We start from the raw sequence: 20092 nt of genomic DNA on the forward strand, positions 1-20092 counted from the left end.
CTTATTTTCAGTGGTTTATGAATTTGTTAGTTAAAAGCCCCGACAGGGGGCAAGCTTTAAGCGACAAGTCGCAAGCTAGACCCTGTTCCACAGGTAACTACACTTTTGTATAACGTTGATTTTCAGTAGCTTACAAAAAGCGTAGTTAAAAGCCCCGACAGGGGGCAAGCTTCAAGCGACAAGTCGCAAGCTAGACCCTGTTCCACAGGTAACTACACTTTTGTATCACGTTGATTTTCAATAACTTACAAAAAGCGTAGTTAAAAGCCCCGACAGGGGGCAAGCTTTAAGCGACAAGTCGCAAGCTAGACCCTGTTCCACAAGTAACTACACTTTTATATCACGTTGATTTTCAGTGATTTATGAAAAGCGTAGTTAAAAGCCCCGACAGGGGGCAAGCTTCAAGCGACAAGTCGCAAGCTAGACCCTGTTCCACAGGTAACTACACTTTTGTATCACGTTGATTTTCAATAACTTACAAAAAGCGTAGTTAAAAGTCCATAGCGGATTCGAGTAAATGTTTACCCGCCTAATCTCTGTAAACCGAACTTGTGAGCTCAACGAAGTTAATCAGTGGCGTATGTAAAAAGTTGCGTACTCGCTTTATTTTTATTTAAAAGGGCGTTGGGGCGTATGCCTACGTACGCAATTAAATAATTTTTAAATTTCAACTTTGACTAAAATCACTGTGGAGTATTGTCTTTAAGTGATCTTTCATAAATAATTTGAGCCATTAAAGTGTATCTATTGCCCTCATTCTTCTCAAAAAAAAAGCCTCATAGCTTTGGCTATGCACCGTTTTTTTTGAATCGTCTGAGAACAATATATTTTCTTAAATTGGCACATCTTATTTTTTCCAGATCACTAATGGGTGCGAATATGGCTAATCCTGTCAAAATAACCTAATCTGTTGTCTTTAGCACTTGTTGGTTCAGCCACTACTTTTTTATTTCTCCCTTTTCAGGGAAAGCTTATACAAGTTCTTTGAAATAAATTGAGACTTAAATAATAATTCTATAAATTTGTTCGCAAAATTTTGAAGCCCCACCAATTCTGTGGATATTCATCAATGAGTTTTATAAAAGATTTATAATCAGAATTTTAAAACTAAAGCAATTGCCCTGTGCTTGAGCGCGCAGCGGACTAAAATTTAAGAAAATGAGCATGGAAACGACACTGCAAAATGCCATAAAGCAGGCATTCAAGGAATTGTTTGATTTAGAAGTTACCGAAGTAGAACTACAACCTACCCGCAAAGAGTTTGAAGGTTCTCATACTTTTGTAATGTTCAGCTTCCTGAAGGCAGTGCGCAAAAGACCTGACGAATTGGGGCAAATGTTGGGCGATTACCTGACTCAAAACACCCAGGTGGTGAGTGGCTATAATGTGGCAAACAAAGGCTTTTTAAATATTTCAATTGCCAATAAGGTCTGGATAGATACTTTTGGCAACATTGCCCAAAGTAGTGATTACGGCAAACTACCCCACAAAAACCAAAAGGTAATGGTGGAGTATTCGTCGCCCAATACCAATAAACCTTTGCACTTAGGGCACTTGCGAAACAATTTTTTGGGATACTCGGTGGCTCGAATACTAGAGGCGGCTGGCTACGATGTGGTCAAAGCCAATCTGGTAAACGACCGTGGGGTGCATATATGTAAGTCGATGTTGGCTTACCAAAAATTTGGCGAAGGCGAAACTCCTGAATCTTCGGGCATCAAAGGCGACCACTTGATTGGTAAATACTATGTGGAGTTTGACAAACAAATGAAAAAGCAAGTAACGCCCATCATTGCCAAAATTGCCAAGAATGAGTTCTCTTTGTTTACCGACGAAGAGGTGACTAATATTAGAAATTACCAAAACAAAATTGCTAAAATAAACGAAGAAATTCGCAACGAGCAAGCCAACCTTTCTGCCCTCAAAGGACAACTACTGGCAAGTTTTGATGCTGACTTCCAAGAGTTGTTTACCAACTGGGAGGCTTCGTTGACTTATAGCAGTCATTTTAAGAAATATATTGACAATCAGTCGTTTACCAAGAAACAACAACCGTTAATCAAGCTGATTCGTCGCATTATTAAATTATACAATAGCATAGCCAAAGAAGATGGCAACATTAAGCAGATTGCCAACAACAAAACACCGTTGATGAATGAGGTGACTGAGATGTTGCAAAAGTGGGAGGCTAAAGACCCTGAAACGGTTGCCTTGTGGCAAAAAATGAATGGTTGGGTATACGAGGGCTTCGATGCTACTTACAAGGCAATTGGGGTAGACTTTGACCAGATGTATTATGAGTCGGAAACCTATTTGTTGGGCAAAGACATCATTAAAGACGGGCTGGAGAAAGACTTGTTTTATACCAAGCCCGACGGTTCGGTATGGGCTAAACTACCCAAAGAAGTGTCGGACAATGACAAGATTTTGCTCCGAAGCAATGGTACCTCGGTATATATGACTCAAGACCTGGGCACTGCCGATAAGAAATACGAAGACCACACCATCAATAAATCAATTTATGTGATTGGCAACGAGCAAGATTACCATTGCAAGGTGTTGTTTCAGATATTGAAAGACTTGGATAGACCCTATGCCGATGGCTTGTACCACTTATCGTATGGAATGGTAGATTTGCCTACAGGCAAAATGAAATCGCGTGAAGGTACAGTAATAGACGCTGACGATTTGTTGGCAGAGGTAAAAGAAACCGCCCGAAAACGAACCGATGATTTAGGGAAGTTGGATGGGATGAGCGATGCCGAAAAGATAGAGATTTACCGAATCATTGCGTTGGGAGCGCTTAAGTATACTTTGCTGAGAGTAGACCCCAAGAAACGAATGTTGTTTGACAAGGAGTCTTCGGTAGACTTTCAGGGCGATGCCGGGCCGTTTGTGCAAATGAACTATGTAAGAACCCGCTCTATTTTGCGAAAAGCTGCCGAAATGGGCATTAGTACCAACGAACCCTGGACAGTGAGTGACCTGCACGCGATGGAAAAAGAGTTAATTAAACTTTTACTACAGTACGAAGCAGTGGTAGAAGAAGCAGGCAATGAGTATAACCCTTCGTTTGTTGCCCAATATGCTTATGACCTGGCGAGAACTTATAGCCAGTTTTTTGCCGAATGCCCTATTCTTAAAATGGACGATGGGTCTGCCGCAAGTATAGAGCGTCGCAAATTTAGAATTGCCCTCTCTACCAAAACCGGAGAGTTGATTAAAAAAGCATTGGGCTTGTTGGGCATTGAAGTGCCAGAAAGAATGTAAGCCTGCTTAAGTTATATTTAAAACCTTCTGTTTGTTTTTATCCAAACAGAAGGTTTTTTTTATGGCTATCGTCTGATGTCAAACCTTACCGGGATAACAAATTTACTCCTTATTTTTCTGCCTGCTTGTGTGCCTGGCGCCCATCGGGGGCTGGTGCGGAGTACCCGAACGGCTTCTTCGTCGCAACCTGAGCCCAATCTTTTTACTACCTCAAACTGGCTCAAACTACCATCTTTTTCTACCACAAACTCTACATATACTCTTCCTTCTACCCCCAGATTATAGGCTAGGTCAGGGTAGCGTAGGTTTTGGTGGATGAATCGATAAAAATTATTAAAACCACCTACAGGTTGTGCCTTGGTCTCTGTAAATGCCACCACGAGAGGTGGTGCTGGTTTAACAGGTGGTGGTGGGGGTACCTGTGCCAGGGCAAACTGGCTCAAGCCCAATAATAAAAAGGCAAGTAAAAAGTAGTATTGTTTTTTCATAGAATATTTGGGGGTAATGATTAGCCGCAAGCCTTTGTTGCTGGGCGATGCGTTTATAGTATCTGGAACCTGATAGGAATGCGACACTTGCTTTGGGTGGGTCTTCCTCTTTGTATGGCAGGTCTCCATTTTGGGGCACGTCTGAGCACCTGAAGGGCTACTTCGTCGCAACCCGATCCCACACTTTTGAGCACTTTCATATTGGACAACCTCCCGTTTTTGTGCACTACAAACTCTATCAATACTACCCCTTGCACCCGATTGCGATAAGCCAACGAAGGGTAACGATACCTTAGGCTGCGAGCTATATGACGATAAAATGCTTTGTAACCCCCAATGGGCTGGGCTTTTTCTTCTACTAATACAAAAATCTCAGGTTCGGGTTCAGGGGGTGGAGGAGGAGGAGGTACTTGTGCTTTGACCACTTGGCTCAAGCCTAGTAATAGTAATAAAAGGAATAAAATATAAATGTGTTTTTTCATTTTATTTTAAACGTAATAAATAGGCTTGTATTTTTAAGTTTGATAGCTAATTATTTTCTATGGGGTTTTAGGCTTGATCACTCAGGCAGGGTAAGCTTGAAAAGGTGATGACAATCAATTAGAAAGAGGCCCTTAAGTTTCTGCGTTTTACAATCACAAAAATAACGACTGGTGCACCTACCAATGCGGTGACTGCGTTGATGGGCAATGTCACGTGACTGCCAGGCACTTTGGCTATAATGTCGCAAATGAGCATAAGCACGGCTCCCAGCATGCAAACCGCAGGTACCAATAAACGATGGTCGGAGCTGTTGAGCAACGATCGGGTAAGGTGAGGCACTGCTATGCCCACAAACCCAATGGGTCCACAGAAGGCAGTAACACTGCCTGCTAACAAACTAGTGACAGCTATGACCAGTATACGAGACCTGCGTATGCTCAAGCCCAAGCTCTGGGCATAGTTTTCGCCCAGCAGCAAAGTATTCAAGGTTTTGGTGATGAGCAATGAAACTACTATGCCTGCTCCTACAGCCATAGACAGTACCATCAGGTGGTGGTGAGTAACTCCGCCCAGGCTGCCAAATGTCCACATGAGGTAATCTTGAATTTGCTCAGGTTCGCTAAAGTACTGCCAAACGCTTACTAAAGCTATAGTAATATTGCCCACCATCATGCCCACAATCAATACCACCACATTATCGCGGATGCGCAAAGAAACCAGTAGTACCAAAGCTAATACCATCGCCGAACCTGTAACTGCAGCCATAACAATAAGCCAACTGCTGAGCAGGCCTGTACTCACAATGCTGGTGACTCCAATGACCGACCCACTGGCAAGCATAATGACTGCTACCCCCAGGCTTGAGCCAGCTGTAATGCCCAGAATAGAAGGCCCCGCCAAGGGGTTACGAAACAAGGTTTGCATTTGTAGACCACCCAACGACAAAGCTGCTCCGGCAAGCATGGCGGTGATTGCCTGGGGCACTCTTATTTGATGAATGATGTTGTTCCAGGCAAAGTTACCACTGTCTTGTCCGGCAATAATTTGTATTATTTGCTTTAAAGGTATTGCTACCGAACCCAGCGTAAGGTCAATAACAAAAACCACTACCAGGGCGGTTGCCAGCCCCACTAACAAACCCGTATGCCGTAGGGTAGTTTTTTTTGCCCACAAGTGGTGTTCAGATGTTTTGGTACTCATTTTCTTCTTTTTTTAATGTCCGGCGATTGAATCAAAAACATTAATTCAAGCGAAAAATAGCAGCGTAGTTTTACAAGTGCCGATTTTTTAATAGTCAGGTAGCAACCAGTGTGTAAACCATTGAAAATGCACAGGATTTATGGATTAAGCTTGCAAGTGTAACTCATTGACACGGGGTATAACCTTGGTAATCAGTAGCCTGTGATTTGTTGCTTAAAGCACCATTCCTACCTGCCAGGTTTTTAAAACCTGGCAGGTAGGGTGTTCAAAATTAGGTAATCTCTTCCCCAAGAAAATATTCGAAATCTATAAAAACCACTACATTCGGCTTATTCCATGCCTGTTAGGTAGGCTGTTCAAAATTAAGGAATTTCTTCCCCACACTTTTATTCTAAAATACCAAAACTTCATACCACTTTGAACGAGTCAAATTCACTTAAATAATACCGTCACCGCCTCGGGCAGTGTCTCCACGCCCGATCGAAACCTTGAAAAACAGCGTTTAAATTGAGATTCGTGCCCTCGAAAAGGTGTGTAAAACGATAATTTTTAAGTGAGTCATCCTCCGAATAAAAATAACCTTATATTGAGTAAATAAAAATAAGACAATTACTCAAAAAGAGGTTAAAACCTTGGGAACTTTTTTAAAAATTTTGAACAGCCTACCTGGCAGGTATAAAGTAGGGTTTGCCCCTGTCGTTACTCCTAATTAACAAGATCATAATCTGCTGAAAATAAGCGTACTATGCATTGTTAACTACCTATGGAATAGAGTGCACCTAGCACCTAGTGCACTGGAAACTAAATTCCTACCACATTATTCGGAGTCTTTAGCTCGCTGACTTTACTTAAAAAAGTTTGCGTAGCTCCGGTTCCGATATACATCGGAATTGTAAACTAACTCTGCGCACTTTTTGAAGTGCGTCAGCAAACAAAATACCCTCGAATAAATAGCACATTTATTTAATCCCCAGTGCACTAGTCCCTAGAACTCTGTCGGAGCTTCTAACTATCAAATTTGTAAACAACTGAAAATAAACATTTTACAAACTTGATAGCTCCCTATGGAATAGGGAATAGCACCGATATTCATCGGTATCTAAGGACTTGCGACTTGTCGCTTAAAGCACCGATATTCATCGGCATCTAGGGACTTGCCCCCTGTTGGTGCTTCTAACCAAAAAACTACTTCAGTTGTTGGTAATATACCAACTCGTGCTCAGGCAATAGTTCAGGGTGAAATATTTTGACCAAATCGCTGAGCACCAGGTGTGGGTTGACAAACCCTGTGACCCAATAGTCGTTGCCCCCTCCGGCATTGATCCGTTTGTTGTTGTTGTAGATACGCTTTTGGTTAAATGCGGCAAACTTGGTAAACCTGGCGTCTTTATTTTGAATTTCTTTCAGGCTTTTGGCGGCGCTTACATTGAGCCAAAAGTCGCCATTGTGGGCTTTGGCAAATACAGTTTCAAAGTCGAAGGGGTGACTACCACTGCCTGGGGTATTGTTCCAAAAATAAGCAGCTTGAGCATCTCTGATAAACTGCGCCATGTAGCTGCCCCCTTTGGCAGTATACCAGGTACCTTTAAAAGGCAAGCCACAAAGTACGCTGGGTTTTTTTTGTGCCTGGGCAGCTAGTTTTTTTACCCGGAGGTATTGGGCTTCTATAGCATCAAACTTTTCTGTAGCCAGTTTTTCTTTGTTATAAAACACGGCCAAAAACTTAAGCCATTCGGCACGTGCCAAGGGGTGTTGTTCCATCCAGCCTGAGTTTACTATCAAGCAGGTACTTTTGCCCATCACGGCTTGTTTTTTTTGATAACCAGCGGTATGTGTGCTACTCATGAGCACTATGTCGGGTTGCAATGATACAAGCAATTCTTGATTAAAATTACGCGAGCTGCCCAACTCTACTACTTTACCTTCTTTGATTCTTTTTTGCATCGAGGGCAAGCTTATCCAGGCATTGTTGGCGTTGCCCGTGATAAACTCCGTAAGCCCCAATACATCGGCAAGCGCCACGTGGGTGGTTGACAAAGTAACCATAGAGCGTACCGGAACATGGACTATTTGATGGGGCTTAAAACCCTTAGGTATTGGTTGCTGGTGGGGTACCAATACATACTGTAGGCTGTCGGTTTGGTCGGTAAATGCCTTGGTCACTGTGACTACCTTGTAGTGATCGTAATAATCTACTTTAAAGTTCTGGGCGTATTTGAGCGTGGTTTTGTCAAATAGTGGCTGAGAGGCATTGGTTTTTGTCGAGTCGCTCCTTTGGTCTTGTGGTTGGCGGTTGTTTGACTGGCAACTACTTAAAAACCAGACCATACACAAGCCATACAAAGCTTGCTTGAATATATACTTCATAAATGAACATGTTTTACCTTTCACCCGAAAGCAAATGAATGAAACCATTATTTTGGCAGGTTTTCTGACTTCCCAAAAGCAAGCTGCCTTCCCACCTAAAATGGCAGTGGCACCGGGGCTTACTTATTTTGTGTTGGGTTACAGCAGCGGGGACTGCTCAGGACTTACACCTGATTCCCTGTTGAGTGTCTGGTAAACTTGGTTTTGTGTACCAGATACAAAGAGCATGTATGCTCACCAAAAATTTGGGCAAATGTAGGCAAAAGCAATAAGCTTCGGGCAATGAATGGATAGTTTTTTGGTGCTAAGTGAGTTAGCTTTCTAAACGTCCTCCCTTTAGTCTTCGTGATTGGTTTTTAGGACGACGCGATTGATCGAGTGCTTGGTTGTCAGCGAGTATAAAACTTGTTGTTACAAGAATTTAGGGCTTTCTTATAAAATTTAAGGCTAAAAATTATTTTCTGTTTAATCGCTTGGTTATCAGTAAATAACAACATCACATCCGGATCGAATCGTTGCATAAACGTATTTCGAGGTTTTGACTTTTTATTCGTTTGTGGGGACACAAACGAAGGCGTCAGGAGGGAAGATGTACTTTTTTCAAACAAGTAACCAAGTGTTTCTCATTTTTTATAAGAAAGCCCTATACAAGGATTAGGGGTAGCAAACGTTAGTAAGCGAACAACTCTCACTAAAAAATAAATGATCATGTATCAAGTCCTGTTCAAAATCAAAGTAATTGTATTCGCTACTTGTTTGGTTACAGCATTGGCGCAAGCCCAACAAGCCCAAACCAAGCCTGAGGAAGTTGCCCCCAATATACAGGTAGAGGTTTTTCCTAACCCAAGCCCTACCCGCGTTTTTTCGGTCATCATCAAAGCAACCCAAAGCCAACCGTTCATTGTACAAGTACAAGATGCTTTGCAAAGAACAGTATACCAAAAAGCAGTGAAATCGGTATACGGGTTTTCGTTGCATACCTTGCGCCTTGATACGCGCCCCAAAGGTTGGTATTACCTGGTAATTACCAGTGCTAAGGGTAAGGTAATAAAGCGACTTAAGAGCCTGTAGTGACAGTATCAATACATTGATTCCATCTTGGGTAAAATTTGCCCAATTAATTCAGCGATTTTTAACAAAGTATGGCAATAAGGTTTGTTGTCAAACACATCACTAAGGAACATGTTCAAAATAAGTGTCGAGATTGAGGGCGTATACTCGAGGCTGGCTGAGGCACTTTTTGCAGTCGTAGCCATAGCTACGGCGAAAACCGATGGCTGCAGCCCTGCTGCGCCGAGCTCTGCCAAAGGCTAAAAGTAACGAAAGTCAGTAAAGAGAACCGCAGAACGAAGTTCAAGCTCTGCGAAGCTAATATGTTCTAAACCGGACAGTTATTGCGATCACGTTCCTAAACATGTATGGGAGTAGAATGGGACATAGGCTGCCAAGTCTGCAAAAAATTTATCTGGATGGGTTCTATGAAACCCTTCAAGTGGCATGGGTTTCAGGTAAGCGATGCCACCATCAGGCGGTTTTTCAGTTTACACGCCATCGCCCAAAAAAAAGGTTGCCACCTGTATTTGATGACAGATAGCGGGGGAGATACTCCCTGGAGCAATGATGTAGATGCCTGGCAAGAAGACATTGTATCGAGAAGTTTTTGGGATTCAATAGCAACCAATGATCACGGCAGTTCATGTGCTTACTGTGGCAAGGCCTTGAAAGAAAAGCCCTTGTCATATCATTACCTGCAACGCAACCAGTGCTTGTGGCTGTGTAACCAAGACTGTGTAGAGGCTTATGTAGCACGGACAACCCAAGAGAGAAATCATTGGGGCGAAGGTTGTATTTATGACTCTACCCTTGACACGGTTTGGTTTGATCCCAATGCTGCCCTGGAGATAGGCTGTACCGAATGTCATAGTTACGTGGTGATTGATGGCAAAAGTGTTGATGCCCACCACCAAGTGTATGATTTTGAGTACCTCGCCTTATTTTTGGGCAAGCATATAGGGCACTGTCATTTGTTGGTTCATTTTGAGGGAGCTGGTCAGCCGATAACAGTACCCTGGCACAACGAAACTACAGCAAGCCAGTGGACAGTATACACCAGGTACTTGTAAGTTAGGTTTGTCGTCTTACCAGTTTAAACCCAATATCGCGCCCCATCCCTTGAAAAATAGCCAGGTTGATCCATGACAAAGCAAATTGCTCCAGCAACACGACTTTGTCTGCCTTGCCAAAGTCATAACAATGGGCAAAACCTGCCTCCTGAGCAAGCCTACCCGTAATGGCTTTGGCTTGTTCACTACTGCCTGCCATCATCATATCCAGTACTACATGGCCATAATCAGGCTGTTGCATATTCTCAAACCCGGTCGTATTAAAACATTTAATTACCTCCGCCTTGGTCAACGCGGCAAAAGCATGAAAAGCCGTGGGGTAACCTTCGGGAGATGCATTGATAGTATTGGTAGCATCGATGATTACCTTGCCTGCTACATTGCCCATTTGTGCCGCCAGTTGAGGTGCTATTTGTGGTGGAGTAGCTACCAGTATTACCTCCGCTTGTTGGGCAGCATCTGCTACCGTATGTACACTGGTGTGAGGGTTTTGCAGCAAGTGTTTACCCTTAAAATCAGTCACCTCTTTTACCCCTAAAAAAATAGTATGGGCTGCTTTAGACCATTGCGTAGCCAAAGCTCCGCCTACATTGCCTGTACCTATAATTGCTATATTCATTGTTCAAAAAAGTTGAATGTTTACACCAAAAGTTAAAAAGCTGTCTTGCGGGCGTTCGTTGACTACCACCAGCTTTTCGTACATATACAAATAATTTACCCGTAGGCTTACAAAACGCCATAGGGGTGTTTCCAGACCCGTTTCTATTTGCCAACGCATATTACCTGCGTGTACCAGAGAAGGTTGAACGTAACTCTCATAATGCCACGAAAGGTGTTTACTAAGCGAAAACTTGCCCAATAGCCAAACTGTAGCGCGCCAGGTAGTAATGGTTGACTTTCCGTTAAAAATGGGTTGGTTAAATTTATCCTGAGCAAAATAACTTTGCTCATATTCACCCGACAGTGCCAGTTTCAGCGTTTGTGCCTTTCGGCGAATGATTTGCCAGGTGAGCCCTGCACCCACAAAATAGCGCAAGTTGATCTGACGGCGAAAATTAGTGGCGACAAAGCCCAGCATAAAAGGGTAAATGCGGCGTTTGGGAGAAAAATAGACAAAGTTCCGACTAAAAATATCTTCGTCTGCTTTTTGTCTGAAAAACTCCTGGTAGAGATAAGCATTTTGAGTTTTGAACATCCATTGCCCGGTGCGTACGCTTACGTTGGCTTTGCCCCTAAACACCAACACTTCTGCATTGCCTTCTTGCCAAAAACCGGTAAGCGTCAGCCTGGTTTTTAAGCCCAAGCTATCGCTTTTGTTGAGCTGAGCCGCCGATATTTGGGGCAATAGTAACCATAAGAAAAAGAGATGCTTCATAAAATAAGTGCTTACGCTCAAAACAAAAAACCATCTACAGGTACCAGCTTTTGGGGCAATTGGGTTTCTTCCAGTGTTTCTCTCAAGTCGCGTTCTATGGTATTGCAAAGTGTGGTCAGTGGCACGTCTTGAATACGGTTCTCGAACGGATCTTCATTGACTGCCCCGGTGCGTTCTATAGCCGAAAATACAAAAGCTACCACGACCGTTACAGGAACCACCGCCCAGGCTATCCCCATTTTGGCAAGTGGACCAATCAGACCGAGAGGAAAAAATAAAATAAATACGTAAAGAAAAACCCTGGTAAAGTAGTGGTATTGCCGGGGCATAGGCGTATTTTTGATGCGTTCACAAGACCCTTGATAGTTGGCCAGGGCCGCCAGTTGTCCTTCCATCTGAAAGCTATCAAAACCACCCAGGGTGCCATCTGCCATGGCGGTGTAGATTTGTTGCCCCATCATTTTTTGCAAATAGTTGGGCTTGTTTTGAGCGCGTACTAACCTGGCAAACTCAGCTTCACTTACCAAAGGCTTTAGCTCCTCCCATAAGGGTTGCTCACGCAAATGAAAGCGCAATGCATGCACCCAGGCAATTTGCTTGTAAACCAACGATTTTTTAAAAGCCTCGCTACGTTTTTTCTGATAGTTAGCCTGATGTTGGTGGCTGTCGGCAAATGTGCAAACCAAACGCGAAAAAATTCGGCTAGAGTTGACAATGCCCCCCCAAAGCTGGCGAGCTTCCCACCAGCGTTGATAAGAAGAACTATTACGAAAGCCCAAAAAAATGGCAAGCGCCGTGCCCAGTACGCCTACTATCATAAAAGGCAATGCTATTTGGGTAAACCCTGCTCCTGTGTGCAGCCCAAAAACAAGCAAGGCAAGCCCGGTACTAAACAGCATAGGCGGCCAGGTATAAGTGAGGACTTTTAGGGGGTGAAAATTTTTTTTGACAATCATAAATCAAGTCATTGTAAATTATTAACAGTAAACAAAAGACGCACGAAAATTTTAAAGCATTGATATACAGAATGTAGGAGTACCATTGTAAATTCAGTATCAAGTACATTGTCAATTGAATCCTTGGCTAAAATGATATGTTGTGGTACTTATTCAATTGACAATGCTTCTAACTGTCAAGTTTGTAAACAATTGAAAATAAACACTTTACAAACTTGATGGCTCCCTATGGAATAGGGCATAGCACCGATATTCATCGGTATCTCAGGACTTGCGACTTGTCGCTTGAAGCTTGCCCCCTATTGGGTCAACTGCTCTACCACCAAGCGTGCCGCAGCAGCCCCTGAGTTTTGCTGTTGCCCTGTGATAAGGTTACCGTCTGCAATGGCATACGCCGAAAAGGGAGCGGCTACTTTAAAAGTAGTATCAGCCAGCTGACGGGCAGCGGTTTCTATGCGGTAAGGCTGAATCTTCATGCCTACCGCCTGATCTGCAAAATCCTCTTCGGCATCGGCAAAGCCAGTCCAGGTTTTATCCTTTACCAACAATTGCCCATCAGACTTTTTGGCGTCGAGCAACAACGTAGTTGCATGGCAAACTGCGGCACTGGGCTTGCCACTTTCGTAAAAAGTAGTGAATAATCGAGAAAGGGTGTCATTGTCTTTAAAAGTATACATAGGTGCTTGTCCGCCTACCAAAAACAGGGCGTCATATTCTTGGGCGTTTACATCGTTGAGCTTGAGCGTGTGGTCGAGTAAGTCGTTGAACCAGCCTTGTTGCATATAGCCCAGCGACACTACATCATGCGCCGAATAACCGCTTTCATCGGTAGGGTTAGAATAACCATCCATCACTATTTTTCCCCCTGCGGTAGAAGCAATGGTAACCTCATAGCCCGCTTCTTGAAACACTTGCAAAGGGTGGGTAAGTTCGGCAGCCCAAAAGCCAATTGGCCAACCCGTTTGTTGAGACACCGCCGGACTGCTGGCTACCATCAGTATTTTACCCTTGTGGGGAGCGCCATGGGGGTGTACATAGTTTTTTACTTCTTTGATTTCTTGTGTAGTATGCATTGTATCTAAATGTTTGTTTGGGTTTATCGTTTGTTTCTTTGCAATATTACCCGATATACCTAAGTTTGTTACGATACTGACTTTTTAGTGCGATACTAACCTTTTTGAAAGTATATTGATAATCAGATAGTTATAAATTATGCCAGATTTTGTTTATGATGGAAAGGTATACTACAATCCAGTGGAATTTGCCATGGATAGGGTAGGTGGTACTTGGAAAATGCCCATATTGTGGAGGCTCAAAGGCAAGTTGTACCGCTACAGCGAGCTCAAAAAATCTATTCCTCACATTTCAGACAAGATGCTCACCAGCCAACTAAGGGAGCTTGAAAAAGACGGGTTTATTCACCGAAAGGTGTATGCAGTGGTGCCACCCAAAACCGAGTACAGCATTACCGAGCTGGGGCGTACTGCTATTCCTATAGTAGAAACTTTGCGCAACTTTGGTATTGACCTGATGGAGAGTAATGGCATTGATATTAGTCATTATATACAAGAGAAAAATAAAAAACCTGATGCCTCATCCTCTAAGTGAACTGGTTTGGGGAATTAGGAGTATAAGTTGCTTATTTTTAGGCGTCCATAATTTTAGCTAAAAAATAATATTAAGAGCTAAATTAGGAGTAAAGCCTAATTGGGTGACATCAAAGCGAACCAATTCACTCACTTTTTTACCACCTTTGCCTTTAGGGTCAATTTCCAGCTCTTCAAAAGTGACACTTCTGATGTTTTTTTGTCCATAAAGGTTAAATACCGAAGCACTGATTTGCCCTTTACCTCTGCGGCCAAACCTAAAGTTAAACGTAGCTGCTATGTCTAAACGGCTATAGTCTGGCAGACGCAGTGTTTTGCCTCTGGCAAGTGCGTGTAAGTCAGTTTGTCTTACATTTTTATCTTCCAACAACAACTCGCCGTCTTGTATGCGACGGGCAAAGCCCTTAGGCAAGCGATACCCCCTGCCAGTGCCATACACAAAAGTAGCCGAAAAGTCGAACCTGCCCAGCGAGAGCATATTCACCGATTTGAACTCATGAGGCGTAGACGCTGAAGGAGTAAAAGGCTGGTTTTTATCAATGGCTCTGAATTGGTAAGTAAGGTCATTGAACGAATAGCTTAGCCATCCGGTATATTTACCTTTTTTCTTTTGCAATAGTATATCTACTCCCTGACTTACGCCATTGCCTGGGTTATACCTTTCATCATTGTCAATGATTTCTCCCCTGCGTACCTGCCGGGCATCAAAGTCATAAAACACCAGACCATTCAATGTTTTATAATATCCCTCTACATCAATGGTAAACAAATTGGTTTGCAGGGTAAAACCTGCAATCAAGTGATTAGACTCCAGAATGGGTATATTTTCGCCATCGGGCAACGTCCAAAAGTCAAAGCCACTTTCGCGTAAATCACTGGTAATAATTTGGCTGATAAATTGGTAGTATTTACCTGCGGCACCCTTGAATTTTAGTTTTTTTGTAGCATCATACTGAAACGATAGCCTTGGGGCAACATAAGGGGTTTGGTTCAGGTTGTAATAAGTAAAACGTAGTCCTGCATTGACTTGCAATCTTTTTGCCGGACGAAAAGCATCTTGCACATACAAGGTGTACTGGGTGCCTGTGGTGCTTCGGCTTTCAAACAGGTATTCATTGTCTACCAATTGCTTGTACTTAATGTTGTTGTAGGTAGACATAAGTCCAAACGACAAAGTATGGCTGTGGTCAATGGTCCAGTCGTTGTCCCAGCGAAAAGTAATGTCATCCAAGTCATTATTTTGTTTACTGCTATCTTCCTCCTTCAGTATCACTCCATCACCTTCGTCTTGCTTTTGTATCGACTCTCCCGCATAAATGCCATAATATCTGGAGTAACCCAGCTTAACATTGCTATAAAACTTTTGGCTCCATAATCTGCCCCATCGGAAGCCAACGCCTGTATTTCCCCATTCTAACTGATCATTTACCAGCATTTCTACGTCTACCTCTCGTTTTTTAGGAGCTTTATCTTCTCCTGATGGTGGGTTTCCTGGTCCACCACCACCACCAGGTTTGGGCTTTTTTTGTGGGGGAGGTAACTTTGCCCTGCCTTCAAACTCACTCGATATATACACATCGTCTTTGCCGTTGTAGACACTTAAGGCTAAAATATCTTTTTTAGTGGGACGAATGGTATACTTTACGTTCAAATCATAAAAGTTAACTTTGGTACTGGGTGCCTGCTCACGGTCTTCTTTGGGGTCAAATAAAAAACGGATGCGGGGCTGACTCGATGCATAGTTTGCCAGTGAGTCGGACACTGGACTGGCAAAAATATCGCGGTACGACCGCCGCCCGGCAATCAACAATGAAGCATTGTGTTTGAGCGGTACCTCTACAAACAGGTTAGAGCTGACCATGTTCATCCCTACACCTACTTTGGTTTTGTATTGATCTCCCGCTTTTCCGGTAATATCTATGACGCTCGAAACCCGTCCTCCAAACTTGGCTGGAAACCCCCCTTTATATACTTGAATATCTTTGATGGCATTGGCGTTAAATGCACTGAAGATGCCTAAGAAATGATCGGTGTGGTATACCGAAAAACCATCAAAATAAATCAGGTTTTGGTCAGGGGTGCTGCCCCGTACACTGAGTCCGGCGGTAGTTTCATTGGTGGCATTAATGCCTGGCAACCATTGTAAAGTTCTAAAAATATCGTTTTCGCCTAAATTAGGCAGCGAAGAGAACTTGGCAGGATTGATAGATATTTGCCCCACATCACCTGAGGGTTGAACCATTTTTGCCTGGTACTCTACCACTACCTCTTTGAGCTGACTTATAATGGGGGTAAGCTTGATTATATATTTGGTTTGTCCTGCTTTAAGTGCGTAATTCTTGGTTTCATAGCCTATATACGACACTTCGATAGTAGCAGGAGTTATGGGCATATTAGCCAAGGCAAAAATACCGTCTACGTTGGTTACTGTACCTCGTCGGGTATCCAACACCCTGATGTTGGCAAAGGGGAGAAGTTCGCCCGTAGTGGCATCTTTTATCTTTCCGGTAATGTTTATTGTTTCAGGAGGCTTCTTGGGGTGGTTATCAGGATCAGTGACTTTTTTAAAGAGTACTACTTTGTTACCTCTTACTATGCTAAAACGAATGGGATGCTGTTGTAAAAGTTGGGTGAGCGTTTCTTGCAGGTTTTTTTTGTTAATGCGTTGATTTACCTTGATGCCTTTCACCAGGCGCGAGTCATAGGCAATCTTTACATGGTACTTTTTACTAATGGTGGCAAGCGCTTGTTTCAACGTTACATTGTCGAAACGCTCGCTAATAATAACAACTTGGCTTTGAACCGGCAATAAACCGACCCAAAGCCAAGCTAGTAATGGTAATAAGTAGTACTTCCTCTGCATTTGTTTCATTGAATCACGACTGTTTTAGTACTGTCATTTTTGATCGTGTACTTTAAACTCATGGGGTCGCAAATAAATTTTAAAGCCGAAGCTAAATCCTTGTTAGAGAAAAAACCAGTATACAACCTGTTTTTAACATCTGTTTTGTATTCTATTTTTACGTTGAATTGGCGGGCTAGTTCGTCAAATACTTGCTTAAGAGGCGTTTCCTGGTATTGAAAGTCACCTGTACGCCAGTTAGAGGCATTGGTTTTGTCAAACTGATAAGGCTTTAGTTTTTCGCCCTCTAGTTTTGAGCCCATTCCTGGAGTCAATACCAAAGAAGCATTTCTGGTAGCAGTAGTAAGCTTTACTTTTCCAGTCATACATTCCACCTTGAAATCTTTTTGCCGGGTATACACATTAAAGCTAGTCCCTAGCACTTCTACCTTGCCTACTGCGGTGTTTACTTGAAATTCGCTCCCTTTTTTTACCTGAAAAAAAGCTTCTCCGTTTAGCTCCACATTTCTATTTTGATCCCAATTATCCGTTTGGTAGATAATACGTGAGTCGGCGTTGAGTGTGGCCATTGAACCATCGGGCAAAGCAATACTTTTTTGCTCTCCCAACTGAGTACTCGCCACTGTAAGTGGGGTACTACTTGTCATACTGCGAAAGATAAAAAATGTGCCCAGTAAAATAATTACACTGGCAGCGGCGGCATATACCTTGCGCATAGAAATGCTGCGAGTAGTAGCGCCCTGAGTCTGTTGAATATCCTGGTTGATCTTTTGCCAGAGGTGGTCTATGCGGGTTTGCGATACTTCTGTTTTTTCGGTACCCTTTATCAGCGCCTTGGCTTGGTCAATTACCTCTTCTTTTTCGGGGTTTTGTTCCAGCCAGGTGTTCCAGTGCTGGGTTGTCTCCTCGTCAGGTTCGGTTACCCACACAAAAAACGAGGGGTCGTTGGCGAAGTCTTCAGCCGTAAAGTTAGCATATTGGTCAATGGCCTCTATACCGCTTTCAATGTTGTTCCAAAGGTTGCCAATGCGACTGTCGATGCGGTTCCACAAATCATCGATTTTGTGCTGCGGAATCTCTTCTTCCTTTACCTGAATCAACCCAATGAGCTTTTTAGCCTCTTCAATCAATCCTTTTTTTTCGGGGTGTTGCTCTAGCCAAGTGTTCCAGTGTTGGTCTGTCTTTGCATCAGGTTCGTTTACCCAGGCAAAAAACGAGGGATCATTGGCAAAGTCTTCAGCCGTAAAATCAGCATATTGGTCAATGGCCTCCATGCCGCTTTCAATGTTGTTCCAAAGGCTGCCAATGCGACTGTCGATGCGGTTCCACAAATCATCGATTTTGTGCTGCGGAATCTCTTCTTCCTTTACCTGAATCAACCCAATGAGCTTTTTAGCCTCTTCTACCAACCCTGCTTTTTCGGGATGTTGTCGCATCCAGGTGTTCCAATATTGGTCTGCCTTTGCATCAGGTTCGTTTACCCAGGCAAAAAACGAGGGATCATTGGCAAAGTCTTCGGCCGTAAAATCAGCATATTGGTCAATGGCCTCCATACCGCTTTCAATGTTGTTCCAAAGGTTGTCAATGCGGCTGTCGATGCGGTTCCACAAATCATCGATTTTGCTTTGCGGAATCTCCTCTTCGGTGAGTTGCAACATACCAATCAACGATTTAGCTTTTTTCACTAAAGCGTGTTTTGTTGGGTTTTGCTCCAGCCATGCCTTCCAGTGTTGGTCTGCTTCTTTGTTGGGTTCAGTTACCCAGGCAAAAAATGAAGGGTCATCGGCAAAATCTTCGGCAGTAGTGTACTGCTTGTATTTGTCTAAAGCCTCTATTCCAGCGTCAATTTTGTTCCAGAGCGAATGTATTCTCTCTGTTGGCACGTCCTCTTCTACAATGTCGAGGGCGCCAAGTAAAGCTCTAGCCTCCGTAATAACGGCGTACTTGTCGGGGTGTTTTTCAATCCATTGGTTCCAAAAATCGTTGCTTTTGGGATCAGGATTTGTCACCCAGGCGTAGAACTGCGGATCTTCTGCAAAATCCTCTACGTTAAAGTCGTGATACTTATCCATTACTCCTCAATAATAAGTTAGATTATCCTTTTTTAAAATAATAGTTCATCAGTTCTACTCTTATAAGCAAGTGCAACTTAACTTGTACTCCTTACGTAAAGCTTTTTTTCGAGTACATTACAACAAACCACTACTTATGAGTAATGCCCATGCCAAAAAATTCTTCTTTAATGCTTTGAGTGCACTGTAAACAAGGTTTCGAGCCGATTGATAGTTAATATCCATGATGTTCGAAATTTCGTTGTACTCCAGTCCCTGATAGTATTTCAGGTAAATGGCCTCTTTTTGCCTTTTCGATAATTTTTGCAGCTGTCCTTGTAATTTTTTGTTGTTCAACTCATTAGTTTCGTCACTAATGATCATCTCTTCGGGGGTAAACTCCACCTCAAAATTATAATTTTCTATGTCTGTATTTTTATCATATTTTTTATTTTCAGAAGTAGATTTTCTGATAATTTTTCGGCGCAAAGAACTGAGCAAGTAAAGCTTGATAGAGTCGGTTTTACCCAAGTTTTGTCGGTTTTTCCAAATTTCAAGAAACAAGTCCTGGATACAGTCTTCAACCAATGCATCGTTTACGGTAAATTTCCTTCCGTACTTATACAAAAGTCTTACGTGTTGATTATAAATTTGTGAGAGGGCGGTTTTATCTCCCTGTTTGAACTTTTCCCACAACAATGCATCTTCCATAAAAAACTGAATAAGTTCTGTGTGTCAAATAGTTTTAAAGTAGAGTAAACGAATTGCAAGTTTTATGTTTCCAAACAATTAAAAATATTTATTGTTTACTCTTTTTCAATAGTGCAACGCTTTTCACGTCGATAAGATCAAACTAGCCAAGTGTGATAGGTTATTCGCTCAAAAAAAGTCACCTTTGGGGCTTTTGGGCAAACAATCAGAAAACTCAGTAGCATAGCAGTATAATTTTCAAAACCAATGTTTTTAGAATATTGGTAGAAACTTATGCTTACGCAACGGCTTTTGACCATCGACTGAACGTTGTGAACTATTGTCTTTTTGATAATCTCGCAAAATGCGCAAGATTCGAGCCATAGGTTGTGTAAACTTTAAGGTTCGAACCAATAACAAATATAGAGAGTTTTGGGGGGAGGGCAACATGGAAAGCCAAGTATTTGAAGGCAATGGCTCAATCCGAGCATTTGCGTATCTTCATCTGTAAATTTTCAAAAGTTAAGGTGAAAAACCTCTTTTTGTTACACAAAATTTTAATATCGCTGCTTAACATAGCTCTATCTTTAGCCATTCTATAAAACAAATGATTTACTTG

Annotated in this window: 15 protein-coding genes and 1 riboswitch; of the genes, 4 read left to right on the top strand and 11 right to left on the bottom strand. The window is 42.6% G+C overall.

The window, feature by feature from the left end:
* Positions 1-1158 precede the first annotated feature (1158 nt).
* On the top strand, positions 1159-3270 hold the full coding sequence (locus tag M23134_RS01790) for an arginine--tRNA ligase (protein WP_045112821.1): 2112 nt from the start codon (positions 1159-1161) through the stop codon (positions 3268-3270).
* Between the two features lie 65 nt (positions 3271-3335).
* Here M23134_RS01790 and M23134_RS01795 read toward each other — a convergent pair whose 3' ends face one another.
* The 4 genes from M23134_RS01795 to M23134_RS01810 all read right to left on the bottom strand — a co-directional run bounded on the left by M23134_RS01795 (position 3336) and on the right by M23134_RS01810 (position 7808).
* Positions 3336-3758 (bottom strand): energy transducer TonB, encoded by a 423-nt coding sequence (locus M23134_RS01795; RefSeq protein WP_002693306.1) that lies wholly within the window; start codon positions 3756-3758, stop codon positions 3336-3338.
* 53 nt (positions 3759-3811) lie between these two features.
* Positions 3812-4240 (bottom strand): energy transducer TonB, encoded by a 429-nt coding sequence (locus M23134_RS01800; RefSeq protein ID WP_002693308.1) that lies wholly within the window; start codon positions 4238-4240, stop codon positions 3812-3814.
* Between the two features lie 118 nt (positions 4241-4358).
* Entirely contained in the window at positions 4359-5441 is a 1083-nt protein-coding gene (locus M23134_RS01805; RefSeq protein WP_002693310.1) for an iron ABC transporter permease, read from the bottom strand.
* A gap of 1185 nt (positions 5442-6626) precedes the next feature.
* Positions 6627-7808: an ABC transporter substrate-binding protein gene (locus tag M23134_RS01810; protein ID WP_002693311.1), complete on the bottom strand. Its 1182-nt coding sequence runs from the start codon at positions 7806-7808 to the stop codon at positions 6627-6629.
* A gap of 37 nt (positions 7809-7845) precedes the next feature.
* A riboswitch (cobalamin riboswitch) is annotated at positions 7846-8039 on the bottom strand.
* Positions 8040-8516: 477 nt separating this feature from the next.
* On the opposite strand from M23134_RS01810, the gene M23134_RS01815 reads away from it, so the two are divergent.
* Positions 8517-8879 carry a T9SS type A sorting domain-containing protein gene (locus M23134_RS01815; protein ID WP_002693315.1) on the top strand — a complete coding sequence of 121 codons (363 nt, stop codon included), beginning with the start codon at positions 8517-8519 and terminating at the stop codon, positions 8877-8879.
* Positions 8880-9226: 347 nt separating this feature from the next.
* Entirely contained in the window at positions 9227-9931 is a 705-nt protein-coding gene (locus M23134_RS01820) for a hypothetical protein (protein WP_198144963.1), read from the top strand.
* A 1-nt stretch (position 9932) separates the two neighbouring features.
* Here M23134_RS01820 and M23134_RS01825 read toward each other — a convergent pair whose 3' ends face one another.
* From M23134_RS01825 to M23134_RS01840, 4 genes are all read right to left on the bottom strand, one after another.
* Positions 9933-10550, bottom strand: a complete 618-nt coding sequence (locus M23134_RS01825; protein ID WP_002693319.1) for an NADPH-dependent F420 reductase — start codon at positions 10548-10550, stop codon at positions 9933-9935.
* A 3-nt stretch (positions 10551-10553) separates the two neighbouring features.
* The gene (locus M23134_RS01830) at positions 10554-11306 is read right to left on the bottom strand and encodes a DUF481 domain-containing protein (RefSeq protein WP_045112867.1); all 753 of its coding nucleotides are present in this window, start codon (positions 11304-11306) and stop codon (positions 10554-10556) included.
* Positions 11307-11323: 17 nt separating this feature from the next.
* Complete coding sequence (locus M23134_RS01835; RefSeq protein ID WP_045112822.1) at positions 11324-12262, bottom strand: bestrophin family protein; 939 nt, start codon at positions 12260-12262, stop codon at positions 11324-11326.
* Between the two features lie 299 nt (positions 12263-12561).
* Entirely contained in the window at positions 12562-13335 is a 774-nt protein-coding gene (locus M23134_RS01840; protein ID WP_002693324.1) for a type 1 glutamine amidotransferase domain-containing protein, read from the bottom strand.
* 139 nt (positions 13336-13474) lie between these two features.
* Here M23134_RS01840 and M23134_RS01845 point away from each other — a divergent pair, with 139 nt between their 5' ends.
* The gene (locus M23134_RS01845; RefSeq protein WP_002693325.1) at positions 13475-13870 is read left to right on the top strand and encodes a winged helix-turn-helix transcriptional regulator; all 396 of its coding nucleotides are present in this window, start codon (positions 13475-13477) and stop codon (positions 13868-13870) included.
* Positions 13871-13927: 57 nt separating this feature from the next.
* Here the strand turns inward: M23134_RS01845 and M23134_RS01850 are convergent, their stop codons facing one another.
* The 3 genes from M23134_RS01850 to M23134_RS01860 all read right to left on the bottom strand — a co-directional run bounded on the left by M23134_RS01850 (position 13928) and on the right by M23134_RS01860 (position 19494).
* Positions 13928-16741, bottom strand: a complete 2814-nt coding sequence (locus tag M23134_RS01850; RefSeq protein WP_045112823.1) for a TonB-dependent receptor domain-containing protein — start codon at positions 16739-16741, stop codon at positions 13928-13930.
* Entirely contained in the window at positions 16738-18804 is a 2067-nt protein-coding gene (locus M23134_RS37385; protein WP_002693328.1) for a FecR family protein, read from the bottom strand. Before M23134_RS37385 ends, M23134_RS01850 begins: the two co-directional genes overlap by 4 nt.
* Before the next feature lie 117 nt (positions 18805-18921).
* Positions 18922-19494, bottom strand: coding sequence for an RNA polymerase sigma factor (locus M23134_RS01860; protein WP_002693329.1), 573 nt, complete (start codon positions 19492-19494; stop codon positions 18922-18924).
* Between the last annotated feature and the right edge of the window lie 598 nt (positions 19495-20092).

This window comes from Microscilla marina ATCC 23134 (assembly GCF_000169175.1).
GTDB classification, from domain to species: Bacteria; Bacteroidota; Bacteroidia; order Cytophagales; family Microscillaceae; genus Microscilla; species Microscilla marina.

Bases quoted from the DNA above. Each gene is read 5' to 3' on its own strand.
- M23134_RS01790 (WP_045112821.1), top strand. From the start codon at position 1,159: ATGAGCATGGAAACGACACTGCAAAATGCCATAAAGCAGGCATTCAAG.
- M23134_RS01795 (WP_002693306.1), bottom strand. From the start codon at position 3,758: ATGAAAAAACAATACTACTTTTTACTTGCCTTTTTATTATTGGGCTTG.
- M23134_RS01800 (WP_002693308.1), bottom strand. From the start codon at position 4,240: ATGAAAAAACACATTTATATTTTATTCCTTTTATTACTATTACTAGGC.
- M23134_RS01805 (WP_002693310.1), bottom strand. From the start codon at position 5,441: ATGAGTACCAAAACATCTGAACACCACTTGTGGGCAAAAAAAACTACC.
- M23134_RS01810 (WP_002693311.1), bottom strand. From the start codon at position 7,808: ATGAAGTATATATTCAAGCAAGCTTTGTATGGCTTGTGTATGGTCTGG.
- M23134_RS01815 (WP_002693315.1), top strand. From the start codon at position 8,517: ATGTATCAAGTCCTGTTCAAAATCAAAGTAATTGTATTCGCTACTTGT.
- M23134_RS01820 (WP_198144963.1), top strand. From the start codon at position 9,227: ATGGGAGTAGAATGGGACATAGGCTGCCAAGTCTGCAAAAAATTTATC.
- M23134_RS01825 (WP_002693319.1), bottom strand. From the start codon at position 10,550: ATGAATATAGCAATTATAGGTACAGGCAATGTAGGCGGAGCTTTGGCT.
- M23134_RS01830 (WP_045112867.1), bottom strand. From the start codon at position 11,306: ATGAAGCATCTCTTTTTCTTATGGTTACTATTGCCCCAAATATCGGCG.
- M23134_RS01835 (WP_045112822.1), bottom strand. From the start codon at position 12,262: ATGATTGTCAAAAAAAATTTTCACCCCCTAAAAGTCCTCACTTATACC.
- M23134_RS01840 (WP_002693324.1), bottom strand. From the start codon at position 13,335: ATGCATACTACACAAGAAATCAAAGAAGTAAAAAACTATGTACACCCC.
- M23134_RS01845 (WP_002693325.1), top strand. From the start codon at position 13,475: ATGCCAGATTTTGTTTATGATGGAAAGGTATACTACAATCCAGTGGAA.
- M23134_RS01850 (WP_045112823.1), bottom strand. From the start codon at position 16,741: ATGAAACAAATGCAGAGGAAGTACTACTTATTACCATTACTAGCTTGG.
- M23134_RS37385 (WP_002693328.1), bottom strand. From the start codon at position 18,804: ATGGATAAGTATCACGACTTTAACGTAGAGGATTTTGCAGAAGATCCG.
- M23134_RS01860 (WP_002693329.1), bottom strand. From the start codon at position 19,494: ATGGAAGATGCATTGTTGTGGGAAAAGTTCAAACAGGGAGATAAAACC.